Source organism: Thioalkalivibrio sp. ALE21 (assembly GCF_003208255.1).
GTDB lineage: Bacteria > Pseudomonadota > Gammaproteobacteria > Ectothiorhodospirales > Ectothiorhodospiraceae > Thioalkalivibrio > Thioalkalivibrio halophilus.
Genome location: NZ_QKMA01000013.1, coordinates 1 through 17,865 on the forward strand (window position 1 = coordinate 1; position 17,865 = coordinate 17,865).

At 65.7% G+C, this 17,865-nt stretch carries 15 protein-coding genes, 1 tRNA gene and 2 pseudogenes; 5 read left to right on the forward strand and 13 right to left on the reverse strand.

Going from position 1 to position 17,865, the window contains the following annotated elements:
* Window positions 1-192 (reverse strand): annotated as a pseudogene (locus tag D893_RS10365) (IS256 family transposase); the annotation flags it as partial.
* On the opposite strand from D893_RS10365, the gene D893_RS13820 reads away from it, so the two are divergent.
* Entirely contained in the window at window positions 191-469 is a 279-nt protein-coding gene (locus D893_RS13820; RefSeq protein WP_168409943.1) for a hypothetical protein, read from the forward strand. The pseudogene D893_RS10365 and the gene D893_RS13820 overlap by 2 nt on opposite strands.
* Window positions 470-991: 522 nt before the next feature.
* Window positions 992-1,513 (forward strand): hypothetical protein, encoded by a 522-nt coding sequence (locus D893_RS10380; RefSeq protein ID WP_110619744.1) that lies wholly within the window; start codon window positions 992-994, stop codon window positions 1,511-1,513.
* Window positions 1,514-1,573: 60 nt separating this feature from the next.
* On the opposite strand, the gene D893_RS10385 is transcribed toward D893_RS10380, so the two are convergent.
* From D893_RS10385 to D893_RS10410, 6 genes and pseudogenes are all read right to left on the reverse strand, one after another.
* Window positions 1,574-2,614: a fatty acid desaturase gene (locus tag D893_RS10385; protein ID WP_110619745.1), complete on the reverse strand. Its 1,041-nt coding sequence runs from the start codon at window positions 2,612-2,614 to the stop codon at window positions 1,574-1,576.
* A 248-nt stretch (window positions 2,615-2,862) separates the two neighbouring features.
* The gene (locus D893_RS10390; RefSeq protein ID WP_018945626.1) at window positions 2,863-3,555 is read right to left on the reverse strand and encodes a hypothetical protein; all 693 of its coding nucleotides are present in this window, start codon (window positions 3,553-3,555) and stop codon (window positions 2,863-2,865) included.
* A gap of 547 nt (window positions 3,556-4,102) precedes the next feature.
* Window positions 4,103-5,095: a hypothetical protein gene (locus D893_RS10400; protein ID WP_246863912.1), complete on the reverse strand. Its 993-nt coding sequence runs from the start codon at window positions 5,093-5,095 to the stop codon at window positions 4,103-4,105.
* 130 nt (window positions 5,096-5,225) lie between these two features.
* Complete coding sequence (locus D893_RS10405) at window positions 5,226-5,414, reverse strand: hypothetical protein (protein ID WP_018945623.1); 189 nt, start codon at window positions 5,412-5,414, stop codon at window positions 5,226-5,228.
* A 14-nt stretch (window positions 5,415-5,428) separates the two neighbouring features.
* Window positions 5,429-5,635, reverse strand: a pseudogene (locus tag D893_RS13945) (IS3 family transposase); the annotation flags it as partial.
* A gap of 142 nt (window positions 5,636-5,777) precedes the next feature.
* Complete coding sequence (locus D893_RS10410; RefSeq protein WP_018945622.1) at window positions 5,778-6,548, reverse strand: class I SAM-dependent methyltransferase; 771 nt, start codon at window positions 6,546-6,548, stop codon at window positions 5,778-5,780.
* 150 nt (window positions 6,549-6,698) lie between these two features.
* Here D893_RS10410 and D893_RS10415 point away from each other — a divergent pair, with 150 nt between their 5' ends.
* Entirely contained in the window at window positions 6,699-8,132 is a 1,434-nt protein-coding gene (locus D893_RS10415) for a PLP-dependent aminotransferase family protein (RefSeq protein WP_110619747.1), read from the forward strand.
* Between the two features lie 217 nt (window positions 8,133-8,349).
* Here the strand turns inward: D893_RS10415 and D893_RS10420 are convergent.
* Window positions 8,350-8,425: transfer RNA gene (locus D893_RS10420), tRNA-Ala, on the reverse strand.
* Window positions 8,426-8,606: 181 nt separating this feature from the next.
* Between D893_RS10420 and D893_RS10425 the strand changes: the two genes are divergently transcribed.
* Both D893_RS10425 and D893_RS10430 read left to right on the forward strand, forming a co-directional pair.
* Window positions 8,607-9,440 carry a 3',5'-cyclic-nucleotide phosphodiesterase gene (locus D893_RS10425; RefSeq protein WP_051073598.1) on the forward strand — a complete coding sequence of 278 codons (834 nt, stop codon included), beginning with the start codon at window positions 8,607-8,609 and terminating at the stop codon, window positions 9,438-9,440.
* 64 nt (window positions 9,441-9,504) lie between these two features.
* Window positions 9,505-9,930, forward strand: coding sequence for a glutathione S-transferase N-terminal domain-containing protein (locus D893_RS10430; protein ID WP_110619748.1), 426 nt, complete (start codon window positions 9,505-9,507; stop codon window positions 9,928-9,930).
* A 48-nt stretch (window positions 9,931-9,978) separates the two neighbouring features.
* On the opposite strand, the gene D893_RS10435 is transcribed toward D893_RS10430, so the two are convergent.
* The 5 genes from D893_RS10435 to D893_RS10455 all read right to left on the reverse strand — a co-directional run bounded on the left by D893_RS10435 (window position 9,979) and on the right by D893_RS10455 (window position 17,782).
* Window positions 9,979-11,889 carry a methyl-accepting chemotaxis protein gene (locus D893_RS10435; protein ID WP_110619749.1) on the reverse strand — a complete coding sequence of 637 codons (1,911 nt, stop codon included), beginning with the start codon at window positions 11,887-11,889 and terminating at the stop codon, window positions 9,979-9,981.
* A gap of 194 nt (window positions 11,890-12,083) precedes the next feature.
* Window positions 12,084-13,994 carry a methyl-accepting chemotaxis protein gene (locus D893_RS10440; RefSeq protein ID WP_026288818.1) on the reverse strand — a complete coding sequence of 637 codons (1,911 nt, stop codon included), beginning with the start codon at window positions 13,992-13,994 and terminating at the stop codon, window positions 12,084-12,086.
* Window positions 13,995-14,120: 126 nt separating this feature from the next.
* The gene (locus D893_RS10445) at window positions 14,121-15,671 is read right to left on the reverse strand and encodes a DASS family sodium-coupled anion symporter (RefSeq protein ID WP_077243936.1); all 1,551 of its coding nucleotides are present in this window, start codon (window positions 15,669-15,671) and stop codon (window positions 14,121-14,123) included.
* 3 nt (window positions 15,672-15,674) lie between these two features.
* The gene (gene argF, locus D893_RS10450) at window positions 15,675-16,589 is read right to left on the reverse strand and encodes an ornithine carbamoyltransferase (RefSeq protein ID WP_024329362.1); all 915 of its coding nucleotides are present in this window, start codon (window positions 16,587-16,589) and stop codon (window positions 15,675-15,677) included.
* Window positions 16,586-17,782, reverse strand: coding sequence for an acetylornithine transaminase (locus D893_RS10455; protein ID WP_024329361.1), 1,197 nt, complete (start codon window positions 17,780-17,782; stop codon window positions 16,586-16,588). Before D893_RS10455 ends, argF begins: the two co-directional genes overlap by 4 nt.
* Window positions 17,783-17,865: the final 83 nt, after the last annotated feature.

Genomic DNA, 17,865 nt, shown 5'->3' on the forward strand with positions numbered 1-17,865 from the left:
GCGCTCCGGCTGATAGCCATTGCGCACCACCGCCCGGCGACCGTCCGGCAAACGATCCTCCGCGTAGGTCTCCATGAACGTCTGCAACTCTGCCTCCACCGCTTGCTTGATCAGATCCCGCGCCCCGCGGCGCAGAAGTTCGGTCAACGGGTCCTCTGGTCCGTTCGGCAGGTCTGTCGTATCGTGAGCCATGGTGGCGTATCTCCTCTGGCTGGCTGGTTGGTCGCACTCCCATTCCAGCCGGATACGCCGCCTTCCTCAATCCCCCCCGTACACCACTTTCGACAGTAACTCTAAAAACAGCGCGTTCGCCGGTCTGGAAGGCGGCCTGAAGTATTACGTGCTGGAAAACACCTACGTCCTGGGCCGCATGGAATACCAGTGGTTCTTCAGCCGCTCCAGCGATGCAGAGGATGCTTTCCGCGATGGCGCGTTCGCCTACACCGTAGGCCTTGGCTACAACTTCTGAGCCTTCTTGCCCGGGGCAGGGTCAATCCGAAAGAAGGCCTGCTGCCCTGCCCCGAGGCACACCACGATCAGGGGAGCAGCTGCCCCCCGCCACTATCCAGTCGGGCCAGAAAGTCGCTTCATAACGGGTCGAAGAGCCGGTTGACAGAAACCTGGGTCCGTCCACGATCCGGCCCCTTTCGTTCACGACCCAATGCACAGCGCCCTTGTCCTGGACGACATGGGGCGACCCCGCGAGAACACGCAAACGCGCTTCAACCAGCATCTCGCTGAAGATCCTTTTGAACACCTCATATGAAGTATCGAAAGAATCTTTAAGCACCTGTTCTCTTGCCTTTTTTCTGTCTCCTGTCACCTGAAACCCAACACGCCCGGTGACGAATGTGCGGCAACGAACAGATGCCCCCTCGGTTGCGACCCCAATCTGCCGTTTCGGATGCAAAGCGGGCCCTCCCGGTCGGAGTCGCACTCCAAAGGCTCTGCGCCAGGCCAACGCGGTGGGTAACGTTTCAGGAGGCACGTAATGATGAAAAAGGTGATCGCAGTCATGCCCTGCCTGGCTGGACCATTCACCCTTTCCGTCCAGGCTCAACAAGGATCGGCCGCCAACTTTGGGCCCTCCATAGGCGACCGCGAATTCTCGCTTTCCGGAAGTGGCAGCAGTGACCGGAGTTTCGACAACACCAACCTCGGCATCACGGGTGATATAGGCTGGTATCTGCGTGGCCACTTGGTCCTCGGCGTCCGCCAGGACATTCACTACGCCGACTTCGAGGGCGACTTCCTGACCAATGACTTCTTTCAAAACACTGCCGGCCGCCTGCGTCCCTTCGCTGGCGGTAGCCTGGGCGCATTCTACGGCGACGGCGTCAACGACAGCGGGTTCGCCGGATTGGATGGGGGCTTGAAGTACTACGTCCTGGACGACACCTACGCCCTGGGTCGCATTGAATACCAGTGGTTCTTCAGCCGCGCGAACGACGCAGAGAATGCGTTCCTCGATGGTGACGTTTCGTACACCGTCGGACTTGGCTACAACTTCTGATTCTCGTCCAGGGCCGGGACCAGACACGCACGCAGGATTTGCCTGTATCGCCCGTCGCTCTCACGGGCGCACCGGAGGCGTCTCCGCGTTCGCGTGCTCGAAGGGGACCAGACGCCGGCGCTCCTCGTCCCACAGGGCGAGTCGTGCGCAGTGGAGACTTTGCCGCAGCGTGAGACGACTAATCTCGCGAAGCTGCGGGAAATCCTTCAGCACCTCGGGCAACCGGTAGAACGGGATGCGGCTGGCGAGATGATGGACGTGGTGTACCCCGATATTCGCGGTCATCCAGCGCAACGGAGCCGGCAGATCATAGTAGGAGCTCCCATAGAGCGCGGCTTCGCGGAAGGACCACTCCTCGTCGTGCGCCCAGCAAGTATTCTCGAACTGGTGCTGCACATAGAACAGCCAGACGCCGATGGAAGAAGCCAGAATCCCGATCGGCAGGTGCACCAGAAGAAAGGTTCCCACCCCCACCAGCGACATCATCGCAATGACGACCAGCACGATGGCCGCATTCGTACCCATGGTGCTCAGCCACGGCATCCATCCCGCGCGCATGAACCCGACGGGTACGCGGTTCTGCAACATGAACAGGTAGACCGGACCCAGGCCGAACAGGATCAGCGGGTGGCGGTACAGCCGGTAACGCAGCCGCTGCGCCCGCGGCAGGGCCTGGTATTCACGTACGCTCAAGGTGTCGATGCCCCCCTCGTCAGCGCGATCCAGATTGCCCGAGTGCGCGTGATGGAGGGCGTGGGTGTGGCGCCAGAGGTCGTAGGGCGTGAGCGTCAATACCCCCAGGGCCCGTCCCACCCAGTCGTTGGCGCGCCGGGACGGAAAAAACGACCCGTGCCCGCAGTCATGCTGGATCATGAACAGCCGCACGAGAAATCCAGCGGCGGGTATCACCAGCAACAGGCCGAGCCAGTAGCCCGCGCTCACGCTTGCCCAGGTCAAAAACCAGAAAAGGCCGAACGGGATCATCGTAACGAGCAGTTCGAAGACGCTGCGGGCGAGGCGCGGCGCACGATAAGCGGACAGTGCCCGCTGTAACGCTCGGGGATCACCGGTTGTTTCCTGGTGCAGTACTTCTGGATCCATGTATGGACTCCGTAATAGGCTCGACCTCCAACCTACGGGTTCGCAACCCATCGCCGGCGTGCCGGTTTCTGACACAGAGCCATCGCCCCGATACCGGTCACAATAGCCATTGCCTTTTAAGACATATTGGACCCATGCGCGTTCACCGTCTGTTCGATACCGCACACCGAACCCGCGATGCCGCTACCCCGCGCAGGCAGCCCCGGGGTGGGCTTCAAAAGCGCCAACTACGTTGACCGATAGGGCACCTAACGGACGAGATCTGCTGTGCGGCGTGTGGTCGAGCCGAACCACAGGGGTTTGTCGACGACGAACTTCATCGACCGTTTCACCAGTCCTTGGCCGGGGGAGAAGCCAAGATCGAGCCAAAACCGGATCGCCGCCGGAGCATCAAGATCGATGCTCTGCTCGATCGGCACCAGGAAGCCTTCGTAATCACCCGCCGGAGTCGCATACCGCTCTAGAGTGATGGGCATGACTCGGTGCTTATACTCACCCGTGTGTTCAACCTCTTGCGTCTCTCTATTCACGACGGTGGCCCTGCCAGAGGCGCTCCATGTCCGATCGGGCACTATCCTGCTGGGTAGCAGCACCACGGGTGGCTCGTACAGCACGGTCTGGCCTTGCGTCAGCACGTCCAGACCGGTCAGCACCACGCTGCCATCCCAAAGCTCGGAAAGATGGAGAATGTTGTAGTCACCAAACCGAACTTCCCAGCGGCCTTCACCTTCTGCGGGAATCAGTTCCTGCACCACTTGCCGACCCTCTCCGTCTCCGTCAACCACCCTGAACGTGCTTTTTCCGGGAACCAGAGGGAAAAGATCCCCAGCCTCAACCTCTTGAACCGTCGATATCGGAGACGCCGATGTCTCCGCGAGGGTGGCCCCGGAGGTGCAGAGGCCGACGCCGATCAGTATCGCTCGCGCGTAAAACTGGTACATCGCATCTCTCCTGGAGTCTGAGGGCAAGGTGCCGCGCAACACTCGTGGCAGTGAAGCGACGTCAACGGGAGAACCGGCCCCACTGGCGGGGGATTGTGAGATCTCTCCTGGATTGTAGAGGACGTCCGCGTCGTGGTCCTCGGCGGTCCAGAGGTATTAGTCGGTTTCGCCCCCTATCGGTCAACGTAGTTGTCACCTGATTCAAGCCCAGAGGATGCAATGCGGCGCGCTCTCCACATCCGGGTTATAGCGGGCGAAAAATTCGAGCATCGTCGGGAAATGCGGATCGCTCGGCTTGCTGAAGCGATAGAACATGCGCGGCGCCTCTCCCGCCTGGCGCACCGCGTAGCCCCCTCTTCGATGAAATCCCACATGCGCTGCCCGAACTCGGCAGTCAACGACTCCACGCACAGCACGATATCGAGATCCCCCGTAGCGCGCGGATCCAGGCCGGCTTCCTCCTGCACCAGATAAGCCGCTGCCCCGCCGATCAGCACGTAGCAATCTTGGAAGCCGGCAAAGCGCTTGGCGAACCATTCCAGCCCTCTCACCATGGCAAGGCTTCCAGCATTTCCTCGACCGCCTGCTCCACACGCTCGTCGGTGCGGTCACGCAGGCTCAGATCCAGCGAGAGCGGGTCCACACATCCATCGCGCGCACTCGCTTCCGGCGGATAGCGCCATAGCTCCACCAGACAAGTGCCGTCGTCCTGCACGGGAATCAGCTCCAGGCCCTGCCCAAGCCGCCGCCAGGCGCGGCTGGCCAGGGCATAGACCGGCTCAGCGGGCGGTCCCAGCAGGGAGTACTCGGCCAGCGCCGACTCGCCAGCACGCGGCAACGACCACTCCGCAATATCCGTCGCCATCACCCGCACCGTCTCGCGTACCGGGCTGCGCAACCAGGGTTGCGCCTTCTGCCATAGATCCTTCGGCGGCGCGGCGAGCTCAACAACGCGCTCCCGCCCATGGAGCTCGGTGCGCACCAGCCCATTGCCTTCCAGCTCCTTGATTGCACGGCTCATACTCATAGCGGTATAGCCCAGTGGCTCAGCCATCGCAGTCGCGCTGGCAGGCATGCCGATCTGGCCGAGCAACATGGCCACGAAGACCGCCTGCGTAGCCGGGCTCAACCGCTCGGTGGGTGCCGCGCCCCGCCGCTGAGAGCGCTGGTTGGTCATCAGATAGCCCAGGCGCGGCCAGTAGATCTGCTCGCCGACCACCACGAAGGGCACCCGCACACCCACCAGCCGCCGTCGCAGATAGCTGGGCAATGCATCGGCCACCAGGCAGTACGCCGAGTCTGCCTCGCCTGCCAATTCCATGGCCTTCTCGATCTGCGCGACAAAGGCGCGGGTGCCGCGAACACGACTCTCGTCGCGCAGCAGCAGAACCACCGCGCGTTCGCCGTCGACCGTGCATTCGTGCAGCGCGAACAGTTGGCGCAGGTACGTGGGCAAATTGGCAAGCAAAGCCCGCCCCCAGGTCACGGGCAGCCCCGTCTCCTGCTCGAAGTACCGCGCAAATGCCTTTCCTAGTGTCATCGTCGGGCAACGCTAACACAATTTTCTAACGCTAACATTTTTTTTGTTAGCGTCCGGACATCCTGTTAGCCTCGTTCCGGGTCACCGAGGCAGGAACGGGCACCCCCGCGACAGCCCCCATCCTCGGGCATTACACACCACGCGCCGCCCGCTTCTCGGCCAGGGTCAGGTGGTGATCGTTGATCCGCTCGCCGCCAAAGGTGTCGAACCAGGGGGCCGACTCGACATCCTTGCCGCGATCCTTCTTCCAGTGGATGCTGGGCTTGTCGCGCAGCACACCCGCGCCCTTCTTCTTGATGTCGGCGGTGTTTGTCAACATAGTTGTCCGCTTTTTCATGCGGCGTGAGAACCCGCCGGAGCTTGGATTTCGGCATGCTCCTTCGGTGGGTTGAGCCAGACGTGATCGATCGGTGTCCAGTCCCGGGTGTGGCGGGACCAGCGGGCGGGGTTAGCCTGTTGAGCCGTTTGGTAGACCCGGTGCCGGTTGGCCAGGATCGCGATGTCCTCTCCGCGATGGCGTTGTCCAGGGATGACGAAGCGGCTCGGCTACCGGGCTCCACTCGAGGTGCTGGAGTGGTTGTTCGCAGGGCGTTGGCGGGGGACCGCACGCAGCAGGGGGCAGGCCCGCCCACCACTGGTGCGGACCTGTGTGGGCGGCGGGGGGCGGACCTCCGGGAGTTCCTCAGGTGCGAGGGCGGTAGGCGACCTGCTGAATGAAATCGACCTCGTCACGCTCGTAGGGGGTGGCGAAATCACCGTAACGGTTCACGTTGATGAAGCCGGCATCTTCCAGCAGGTGGGAGACATAGTCCTGGCGCAGGGGGTACATGTTGAGCTGGAAGTGCGCCCCGTCCGGGAACTTGTACTCGAACCGGGCGAGGTAGCGGTTGAGTTCCGCCGGATAGGCCTCCACGCCCTTGCCGGTGTAGTAGTGCTGGTGCTTCGAGTTGTAACCGTTGTCCAGCATGGAATCGTAATTGCGGTGGTCCAGGATGATCATGCCGCCGGGGCGCAGCGCCCGGAAGAAGGCATGCATGGCGTCGCGCCGGGCTTCGTGCTCGAACAGGTGGGTAAACGAGTTGCCCAGGCACACCAGCGCGTCGAAACGCTCTTCGCCCAGCTGGCGGTCGAGCTGAACCCAGTCGGCCACCTGGGTGTGAGCCAGCGTGACACCGAGTCGCTGCGCGTTTTCGCGGGTCTTGGCCAGCATGTTCTCGGAGCCGTCGGTGGCGGTGACCACCAGGCCGGAACGGGCCAGGTTGATCGCGTTGAAGCCGGTGCCGCAGGCGACGTCGGCGACTTCGCGGCCGCCGGCGTTTTTCACCAGCCGCTCGTAGAAACCACCTTCGGATTCGGTGCGGCCTTCCCAGCCGACCAGGTCGTCCCAGTAGTCGACAAAGTCAGGGGTGTACTGACCGTACTGATTGCCGGTGTCGAGGTTCTGAATGCTCATGCAGTGCTCCTTGGTTGCGCGGCAGCTCGCCGCTGACACCGACAAAGCCTACGCCGGAGCCGCGGATCATTGCAGATGTAGTAGGGTGTGCAATGAACCGGTACAGTTTGGGCTATATGAGAACTGTACCGATGGGTTCCGGAGGCAACTGTGACGGAAAGGCCGGCGGCGCATCGCTACGAGGCGGTAGCCAGAGCGCTGGAGGAAGCGATCGAGGCCCGCGTGCACGGGCCCGGTGACCGGCTGCCCGGGGTACGCAAGCTGGCAGCCCAGTTCGGGGTGAGCATTTCCACGGTGGTGGCCGCCGAGCACCTGCTGGAGGATCGCGGGCTGATCGAGGCCCGCCCGCGTTCGGGATATTACGTGCGCCGTCATCCGTGGCGGCCGCCGGAGCGGCCGGCACCTTCCAGGCCGGCGAACGAGCCGGTAGCGGTGACCAGTCAGGCACTGGTGCTGCGGGTGGTGCAGGCGGCCGGCGATCCCGATGTGATCCAGCTCGGTGCGGCGGTTCCGCACGCGGGTTTTCTCCCGGCACGTGGCCTGCGGCGCGCGTTCGCCGGAGTGCCGGCGCGCTGGGGTGGCCGGGAGCTGGATTACGCATTTCCGCCCGGGCCGTACGAGCTGCGGCAGCAGATCGCGCGGCGCAGGGCGGATGCCGGCTGCCAGATTACCCCGGAGGAGGTGGTGGTGACCAACGGTGCCCAGGAGGCGCTGGCGCTTTCGTTGCGCGCGGTCACCGAACCCGGCGACGTGGTGGCGATCGAGTCACCCACGTTCTACGGCCTGCTGCAGGCGATCGAGGCGCTGGGGCTGCGGGCACTGGAGATTCCCACCGATCCGGACGAAGGCATTGTGCCGGAGGCCCTGGCGCTGGCGCTGGACCAGTGGCCGGTGAAGGCGGCATTGCTCATGCCCAACTTCGGCAATCCGCTGGGGCACTGCGCTGGCGACGAGCGCAAGCGTGCCCTGGTGGAGCTGCTGGAGGATCGTGGGGTGCCGCTGATCGAGGATGACGTTTACGGGGATCTGGCCTTCGAGGGGCCGCGGCCGTGGGCGGCCCGGGCGTTCGAGACCCGGGGCGGGGTGCTCTACTGCGGTTCCTTCTCCAAGACATTGTCGCCGGGGTTGCGGGTCGGCTGGGCCGTGCCCGGACGCTTCCGCGACAGAGTGGAGTATCTGAAGTATTCCGGCAGTTCCTCCACGCCCGCCTGGCCGGGACTGGCGGTGACCGACTTCCTGGAGCGCGGTGGCTACGACCGCTATCTGCGCCGAGTGCGCGGTGATTACGCCCGCGCGGTGGATCGCGTGAGCCGGGCGGTAGCTCGTCATTTCCCGTCCGGGACACGCCAGACGCGACCGGCCGGCGGCTTCGTTCTCTGGCTGGAGCTCCCGGAGGCCGTCGATGCGCTGGCCCTGTATCGCCGGGCCCTGGGCGAGGGGATCAGCATCGCACCCGGCCCGCTCTTCTCGCCGACCGGCAAGTACCGTCATCACCTGCGCCTGAACTGCGCTCAGCCCTGGGGCGCGCGCCTCGAACGTGCACTGGCGCGCCTCGGCGCGATGGCCCGGGAAGCCGCTGCCTGAACCGGAATGCCCCCTCGGGATTCGTCTGGGCGTTCTCCACTTCGACTCGCGCCGGACATCGCGTCGCGGCCCGGCGTCCAATGGGGGCGCATCCGACGGGCGCACAAAAAAGCCCCGCCAGTAATTTACCGGCGGGGCCTACCGTTCCTAAGAATGGCAAACAGGATGGTATATATGGCGTTTTTTGCCCTATAACTTCCTGATTTTCTGGGGTGTTTGGTGGAGCGGAGGAGGATCGAACTCCCGACCTTCGCGTTGCGAACGCGACGCTCTCCCAGCTGAGCTACCGCCCCTCGAGATGCTGCGCATTCTAGCAGGGACCCAAGGCCACGGGAACCCCGGCGGCCATCCGGTTGTTCCCGGGAACGGGTCGCATTTCGGTAACGGGTGCCACAATCCGTGCGCCGTTTCGCGTGCGGCATGACAGGCAGCCGCCTAGAATGAGCTTTCTGATCGAGTCATTTGCCACAGCTCATGAGCGCGCATCCTCACATTGATGACTGGCCCCATACCTCTTCGCCGGAGTCCGGAACGAGTCTCTCCGTGCGTATCCTGGGAGCCAGCGGCGGCATCGGGCCGGGTCGCCGAACGACCTCCATTCTGATCGACCGGGACATCCTGATCGACGCCGGCAGCGGCGTGGGCGACCTGGAACTCCCGGAGCTCCAGGCCATCCGGCACGTCTTCCTGACACACTCGCATCTGGACCACGTGGCGTTCCTGCCTTTCCTGATCGACACCGTGTTCCGGGTGGACGCCCCGCCGGTAACCGTTCACGCGCTGCCCGACACCCTGGAAGCGCTGCAGCGCCACATCTTCAACTGGGTGATCTGGCCGGATTTCACCGCCCTTCCAACCCCGGAGCATCCCGCGCTGCGTTTTCGCGCTCTCGAACCCGGCGAACAGATCGACCTCGACGGACGCTGGATCACCGCCCTCCCCGCGAGACACACCGTTCCGGCGGTGGGCTATTCGGTCAGCCGCCCCGACATCGGGGCCTTCGCCTTCAGCGGGGATACCACCTCGACCCGGCACCTGTGGCAGACCCTCAATGAGCTGCCCCGCCTCGACCTGCTGATGATCGAGACCGGGCTGCCGGACGAGATGGATCACCTCGCCGGCGCCACCCGCCACTACACCCCGTTGCAGCTGGTACGCGACCTCGACCACCTGCGGCATCGGCCGAGAATCGCGATCACACACCTCAAACCCGGCTACGAGCAGACCATTCGCGAACAGCTGGCCACCCGCAACAACGGCGACATGATCGTCCTCTCCGGGAACGAGCGCTTCGAGCTGGTCGGCTGACACAGAACACGGACCGGACAGCGCCGCGATTGGTCGCGCACCGGAGCTGTGGCATCCTTGGCGGATGCGACCCCTGATCCGACTCTTTTTCCGCGGCGTGCGTCTGGTACTCACGCCCTTCATGCTCGTGGGCGAGAAGGTGACCCGCCCGCGCGGAATCCAGCGTGACCCCGAAGAACAGGCACGGGTGGACGAACAGACCCGCGCCCTCGCGCTCTACCACTTTCCCGCCTGTCCGTTCTGCATCAAGGCGCGCCGTGCCATGCAGCGCCTGTCACTGGACATCGAACTGCGCAATGCCCAGCCGGCCGGCGAACACCGCGAAACCCTGCAGACGGAAGGCGGCAAGCTGCAGGTCCCCTGCCTGCGGATCGAGGAAGAAGACGGCAGCGTGCGCTGGCTGTACGAGTCGGGCGCGATCATCGACTACCTCGAGTCGCGCTTTGATCCGGACCGGGCCGGAGCCGACCGCCATACCGAGGGCTCCTGAACCCGCAAATGACAGGGGGCGGCACGTGGCCGCCCCCTCGGGACCGGATCAGACCCGGAAGTGCCCAACCCGCTGCTGCTGTTCGGAAGCCAGCTTCGACAGCTCCTCGGAGGCATTCGCGATCTCGCGCGAGCCGCTGGCCGTCTCGTCCAGCACCTGGGTGATGTTGGAGATGTTGCGGTTGATCTCCTCGGCCACCGAGGACTGTTCCTCCGCCGCACTGGCGATCTGCGTGTTCATCTCCGAGATGGTCGTCACCGACTGCGTGATCGACTCCAGCGACTCGCCCGCCTCGTTCACCTTCTCGCGGCTGGAATGCGCCCGGTTCTTGCCCTCTTCCATCGCCTGAACCGCCTCGCGCGTGCCGTTCTGGACGCGTTCGATCATGCCCTGGATCTCGTGGGTCGAATCCTGGGTCCGGCTCGCCAGCGTGCGCACCTCGTCGGCCACCACCGCAAAGCCGCGGCCCTGCTCGCCGGCCCGCGCCGCCTCGATGGCCGCGTTCAGCGCCAGCAGGTTGGTCTGATCGGCGATGTCCCCGATCACCTCCAGCACCTTGTTGATTTCCTCGGCGTCCGTGGACAGCCGTTCGATCACTTCGGCGGTGTTGTCCACCTGCGAGGTCAGGTGGTTGATCGACTGCACCGTCTGCTGCACCAGCTCGCGCCCGGCGTTCGCATCCTGATCGGTGGTCTGGGCCGCCGTGGCTGCATCGGAGGCGTTGCGCGCGACCTCGGCCACGGTCGCGGTCATCTCGTTCATCGCCGTGGCCACCTGATCGACCTCGTCCTTCTGCCGCGTGACCTGACCGTTGGTCTGTTCGCTGGTTGCGGACAGCTCGTTGGCCGCGGCCGCCACCTGGTCGCCACCGGCGGCGACTTCCTTGACCAGGTCCTGGATCTTGCCCACGAAGCGGTTGAACGCCGCCGCCAGATCTCCCAGCTCATTGTTGCCGTCGGCCTCGAGCCGGCGCGTCAGGTCCCCGTCGCCGGACGCGATGTCGTCCAGACGCGTGACGGTCTGGCGCAGCGGCCGCACGATGCTGCGCGACAGCAGCCAGGCCAGCAGCAGACCAAGACCGATGGCGACCACGCCCACCGCCACCACGGTGGTGGTGGCATTGCGGGCCATCGCCACGTATTCGCTGCGATCGACCATCAGCTCCAGCACGCCCACCGGCTCACCGGAGAAATCCTCCACTGGACGCCCGACCACGGCCATCGGGCGGCCGTCGTGGCGAACGTTGCGGATCATCTCCTCGCCATCGAGGATGCGCCGCATCTCCTCCCGACTGAAGGCCGACTCGCCATTGATGGTTCCGGCAAAGACCTCGAAACCCCCATCACGATCGAGGTGTACCGCCACGGGTGATCCGGTTTCCTCGGTGAAGGACTCGAAGAAGGCGTCATCGAAGGCCATGCCGAATTCCAGCGAGCCGATGTGCTCGTTCTGGTAGGACACCGGCACCATCCCGCGGATCCCGATGCCGAACGGTCCCTCTTCCAGCCCGGTGATCGGCTGCCGATTGCGGTTCACCTCGAGGATCGTCTGGCGCACGTCCGACAGGTCGTCGCCGTAGTTGTCGGGACTGTGGGTACGCAGGAAAGAGGTCGCCGGCGGCGTATGGAAGTGATACTGGCGCACGTCGTGCTCGTCGCGCAGCTGGCCATATCCCGGCTCGGTCAGTTCCAGCAGGCGCTCACGATCCCCCTCGGCGAACGCCTGCTGAATCACCGGAATCTCGGCGATGGCCCGCGCCATCGATTCGCCCCGTTCGGCTTCCTGCTCCAACTGGCGGATCAGCAGCCCGCTCAGGTCGTTCAGTTCCCGTTGCTCCGCGCGATCGGCCATCGTGCCGAGGCTGTTCATCACGACGACCAGCGTGAGCACCACGACCGCCACCACAACGATGGTGACGCCGCCCATCAAGCGCGTTCCGATACGGATATTCCTGAGCATGGCTTTCCCTCTTTTGGTGTTCCGGCATTCTGATCAATGCGCATTCCGCCGGGCCCTGCCCGGCCGGATGGCCAAATCAGCATACCTTCACATACTAACGGCGGCCGTCCGGAAACCTTGATCCGAATCGGCCGCCGTCACGAAAACCCATCCTCCGGCACGGGGCACAACACCCCGGCCGGCAGGACCCACGGTCAGACACGGAAGCGCCCGGTGCGCTCCTGCTGCGCCGAGGCCAGCTTCGACAGCTCCTCCGAGGCGTTGGCGATCTGCTGCGATCCGGCCACGGTCTCGTCCAGCACCTGGGTGATGTTGGAGACGTTGCGGTTGATCTCCTCGGCCACCGAGGACTGCTCTTCGGCCGCGCTGGCGATCTGCGTGTTCATGTCCGAGATGCTGCTGATGGACTGCGTGATCGACTGCAGCGACTGCCCCGCATCGTTCACCTGTTCCACGCTGGAATGCGCCTGCCGGCGTCCGTCCTCCATGGCCTTCACCGCGTCGCGCGTGCCGTTCTGCACCCGCTCGATCATCCCCTGGATCTCCTGGGTCGAATCCTGGGTCCGGCTCGCCAGCGTGCGCACTTCGTCGGCCACCACCGCAAAGCCGCGGCCCTGCTCGCCGGCCCGCGCCGCCTCGATGGCCGCGTTCAGCGCCAGCAGGTTGGTTTGATCGGCGATGTCCCCGATCACCTCCAGCACCTTGTTGATTTCCTCGGCATCGGTCGACAACCGCTCGATCACCTGCGCGGTGTTCTCCACCTGGGTGGACAGGGTGTTGATCGCACTGACGGTCTGCTCCACCAGCTCCCGGCCATGGGCCGCATCCTTGTCCGTGCTCTGAGCGGCTTCCGCCGCTTCGGTGGCGTTGCGGGCCACCTCGGCCACGGTCGCGGTCATCTCGTTCATGGCCGTGGCCACCTGGTCGATCTCGGACTGCTGGCGGCCGACCTGTTCGTTGGTCTGCTCGCTGGTCGCCGACAGCTCGTTGGCCGCAGCCGCCACCTGGTCTCCTCCGGCGGCAACTTCCTTCACCAGATCATGGATCTTGCTCACGAAACGGTTGAACGCCGCGGCCAGATCCCCGAGTTCGTTGTTGCCGTCGGCCTCCAGCCGGCGCGTCAGGTCCCCGTCGCCGGACGCGATGTCGTCCAGACGCTCGACCGTATCGCGCAGCGGCCGCACGATACTGCGCGAAAGCAGCCAGGCCAGCAGCAGGCCGAGGCCGATGGCGGCCACGCCCACACCCACTACGGTGGCCGTGGCATTGCGGGCCATCGCCACGTAATCGCTGCGATCGACCATCAGCTCCAGCACGCCCACCGGCTCACCGGAGAAGTCTTCCACCGGACGCCCGACCACCGCCATCGGACGACCGTCGTGCTCGGTCCGGCGCACCAGTTCCTCGCCGCCGGCAATCCGCTCCATCTCCTCGCGACTGAACGTGGAATCGCCGTCGATGGTGCTGCCGAACGCCTCGAAGGTACCGTCGCGCTGCAGGTAGAGGGCCACCGGGGCTTCCGTATCCGCCGTGAAGTCCTCGAAGAAGGCATCGTCGAAGGCCATGCCGAATTCCAGCGACCCGATATGTTCACCCTCGTGGGAGACCGGGACGATGCCGCGGATGCCCAGGCCGGCCACCCCTTCCTCGAGCCCGGAGATCGGCCGGCGGTCGCGGTTGGTGTCGACCACGGTCTGGCGAAACCCGGAGAGGTCATCGTCGTAGCGATCCGGACGGTGCACCCGCAGGAAGGACGTCGCCGGCGGCGTATGGAACTGATACTGGCGTACGCCGTATTCCTCGTAGAGATGATCAAATCCCGGGACCGTCATCTCGTGCAGGCGTTCGCGGTCGCGCCGGGCGAAGGCCTGTTGCACGTCCGGAATGGCGGCCACGGCCTGCGCCATCGCGGTCCCGCGATCGGCCTCCTGATCGAGCTGCCGGATCAGCAGTTCGCTCAGGTCGTTCAGTTCCCGTTGCTCCGCGCGGTCCGCCATGTTGCCGAGGCTGTTCATCACCACCACCAGCGTGAGCACCACGACCGCGACCACCACGAGGGTGACGCCGCCCATCAGGCGGGTTCCGATCCGGATATTCCTGAGCATCTCTCTCTCCCTTGAAGCTTTCTTCGCGCCCGGGATTACGGGCGCCATGCTACGAGTCTCTCGCCCCCGCTAGCGGCCGGCCGCGGCCCGACTTGAGCCGCGCGGGTCACACGCCTCCCCACGCACTCAGCCCACGTGCCGCAGCAGCAAAGGCTCGGCGAGCGCATACACCGCGAGGCTGACCAGCACGATGGCGACCACCGACAGCAGGGCCCCGCCGCGGATCATGTCCACCACGCGCAGGCGATTGGAGGCAAACACGATGGCGTTGGGCGGCGTGGCCACCGGCAACATGAACGCGACCGACGCGGCGAACGCCACCGGCAGGGTCATCAGTCCCACCGGCACGTCCATGCGCAGCGCGAGCGCGGCCACCAGTGGCAGCAGGGTGGCGGCGGTAGCGGTATTGCTGGTCACGTGGCTGAGGGTCATCGTGACCAGCACCACCCCCGCGATCACCAGCAGCAGCGGCCACGCCTGCGCGCCCATCAGCGCCTCGGCGGTCAGTTCCGCCAGACCCGAGGATTCGATGGCGGAACCGAGACTCAGACCACCCCCGACCAGCAGCAGCACCCCCCAGGGCAGCTCCCGCGTGTTATCCCAGCACAGCAGCCGCCGCTGACCCGAGGCCCCGGAAGGGATCAGGAACAGCAGCCCCGCCCCGAGGATCGCGATCCCGGCATCCGTCAGTTCCAGCGGCAGCCACGCCTCCAGCAGGGGGCGAAACATCCAGGCCAGCGCCACCACCAGGAACACCGCCGCCACGCGCAACTCCGCATGGCTCCACGGCCCCAGATCGCCTACCTGCTCCTGCAGCATGCGGTCGAGCCCGTTGAGACGAATGCGATGCACCGGGAACACCCAGCGGGTCAGCAGGAACCAGGCAATGACCAGCAGGGTCAGCGACAGCGGCAGGCCCAGCAGCATCCAGTCGATGAAACCGATCCCGAGCTCGTAGCGGTCATTGAGAAACGCGACGGTCAGCGCATTGGGCGGGGAACCGATGATGGTGGCCATGCCGCCGATGTTGGCCGCGAAAGCGATGCCCAGCAGCAGCGCCAGGGCCGGACTGCGGCTGTCCGGCGCCATGCCCTGCAGGCCCTGGCCCCCGTCGCGCTCCATCAGCCCCAGCACCGACAGCGCGATCGGCAACATCAGGGCCGCGGTGGCGGTATTGCTGACCCACATCGACAGCCCCGCGGTGGCCAGCATGAAGGCACCCACCAGGGTGTGCAGACCGCGGCCGGAACGCGACAGGATCGCCAGCGCCAGCCGCTGGTGCAGGCCCCAGCGCTGCACCGCCAGGGCGATCGCGAAACCGCCCATGAACAGGAAGATGGTGGGATTGGCGTAGGGTGCGGTAGCCTCGTCCATCGCCACCACGCCGGTCAGTGGCAGCAGGGCGATGGGCAGCAGGGCCGTGACCGGGATGGGCAGCGCCTCGCTGATCCACCACACGGCCATGAACAGGGTCAGGCCCAGGACCCGCCAGGCCTCCGGGGAGAAGGCCTCCGGCGGCGGGACCAGCAGGAAGGCCACGAAGACCAGCGGCCCGAGGAACAGGCCGATGCGCGCCCGCAGAGCGCTTCCGGCGGACGATCCGCCGTGATCGTGTCCGGGACCGCCGCCGGCGCCCTGCGGCGGCGTTCGCTCCCCCTCCCCGGTGGTCTCCTGCATACGTCAGCCCGCCGCGCGCACCAGGAATTCCATCAATGCCTTCTGCGCATGCAGGCGGTTTTCCGCCTCGTCCCACACCACGCTCTGCGGGCCCTCCAGCACGTCGGTGGCCACCTCTTCCTCGCGATGTGCCGGAAGGCAGTGCATGAACAGGGCATTCGGCTGCGCGCGATCCATCAGGGCCTGATCCACGAAGAACCCGGCAAACGCCTGGCGCCGCGCGCTCTTCTCCTGCTCCTGGCCCATGCTCGCCCACACGTCGGTCACGACCAGATCCGCACCCGCGGCCGCCTCGCCGGCATCACGGGTCACGGTCACGTGATCGCGGGTCGCCTCCAGCACGGAGGATTCGGGTTCGTAGTCTTCGGGGCAGGCCGCCATCAGCTCGAAGTCCAGCAGATGCGCGGCATACATGTAGCTGTGGCACATGTTGTTGCCGTCGCCGATCCACGCCACGCGCTTGCCGCGGATGTCGCCACGGTATTCGAAGAAGGTCTGCAGATCCGCCAGCAGCTGCGCCGGATGCTCCAGATCGGTCAGCCCGTTGATCACCGGCACCGAGGAATGCCGCGCGAACAGCTCCACCTTCTCGTGCTCATAGGTGCGGATCATCACGCAGTCCACCATGCGCGAAAGCACCCGTGCGGTGTCCTCGATCGGCTCGCCCCGCCCGAGCTGGGTATCCCGCGGCGACAGGAACAGCGCGTTGCCGCCGAGCTGCTGCATGCCCACCTCGAAGGACACGCGGGTGCGGGTCGACGACTTCTCGAAGATCATTCCGAGGGTCTTGCCCCGCAGCAGGTCGTCATGGTGTTCGCCCGCCTTCAGCTGGCGTTTCAGCTCGATCGCGCGGTGCAGCACCGCGCGCGTCTCTTCGGCGGACAGATCGAGAAACGAAAGAAAATGGCGCGGATTCATGCAGAAGCCTCCCTGGTGGCCCCGGATGCCAGAAACGCATCCACCCGGTCGGCCACGCCGTTCGCGATCTGCGTGACCTGTTCGTCGTCGATGATCAGCGGCGGCAGCAACCGGATCACCCGCTCCGCCGTCACGTTCAGGATCAGCCCGGCCTCCAGCGCCTGTCCCACCAGCTCGCCGGCCGGCCGATCCAGCTCGATCCCCAGCATCAGGCCGCGGCCGCGGATCTCCACGACCTCCGGCCGGTGGCCCAAGCGCTCCTGCAGCTGCCGGCGCAGTGCCTGCCCCTGGCGTTCGGCCTGCTCGCACAGGGCCTCCTCCTGCATCACGTCCAGCACCGCCAGCGCCGCGCGCGACACCAGCGGACCGCCGCCGAAGGTGGTGCCGTGCATCCCCGGCCGGAACAGGTCGCGGGCCGCCCCCGCCACCAGATTCGCCCCGATGGGAATGCCGTTGCCCAGCCCCTTGGCCAGGCTCACCACGTCCGGGGTGATGCCTTCATGCTGAAACGCGAACCACTGGCCGGTACGACCGATGCCGGCCTGGATCTCGTCCAGCATCAGCAGCCAGCCGCTGGCATCGGCGATCTCCCGCAGGCGGCGCAGATAGCCGTCGGGGGGGATGCGGATGCCGCCCTCGCCGGTCACCGGCTCGACCAGGATGGCCACGATGTCTTCCTGTCCGGCCAGTGCCGCCACCGCGTCCGCATCGCCGTAGGGCACATGTTCGAACCCCTCGACCAGCGGCTCGAACCCGGCCTGGATCTTCGCATTGCCGGTGGCGGACAGGGTCGCCATGGTGCGCCCGTGGAAGCTCCCGTCCATCACGATCACGCGCGGGCGCTCGATCCCCTTCGCCCGTCCGTGCAGCCGCGCCAGCTTGATCGCCGCCTCGTTGGCCTCGGCCCCGGAGTTGCAGAAGAACGCGCGATCCATCCCCGCGAGCGAGCACAGCCGCCGGGCCAGCGTCTCCTGCAGCGGGACCCGGTACAGGTTGGAGGTGTGCACCAGGGTGGAGGCCTGATCACAGACCGCACTGGCCACCCGCGGATGCGCATGCCCCAGGCCGCAGACCGCAATCCCCGACAGCGCATCCAGATAGCGCCGGCCCTCGGTGTCCCACAACCAGGCACCCTCGCCGCGCTCGAAGGCGACCGGCAGGCGATTGTAGGTCTGCTGCAGGAAATCGTTCATGTTCCGTTCTCCAAACGCGAAAGCCGGCGGGTGGCCGCCGGCTTCCGGAATGCGGGTCGGACACCCGGCGCGGAACCCTCTTG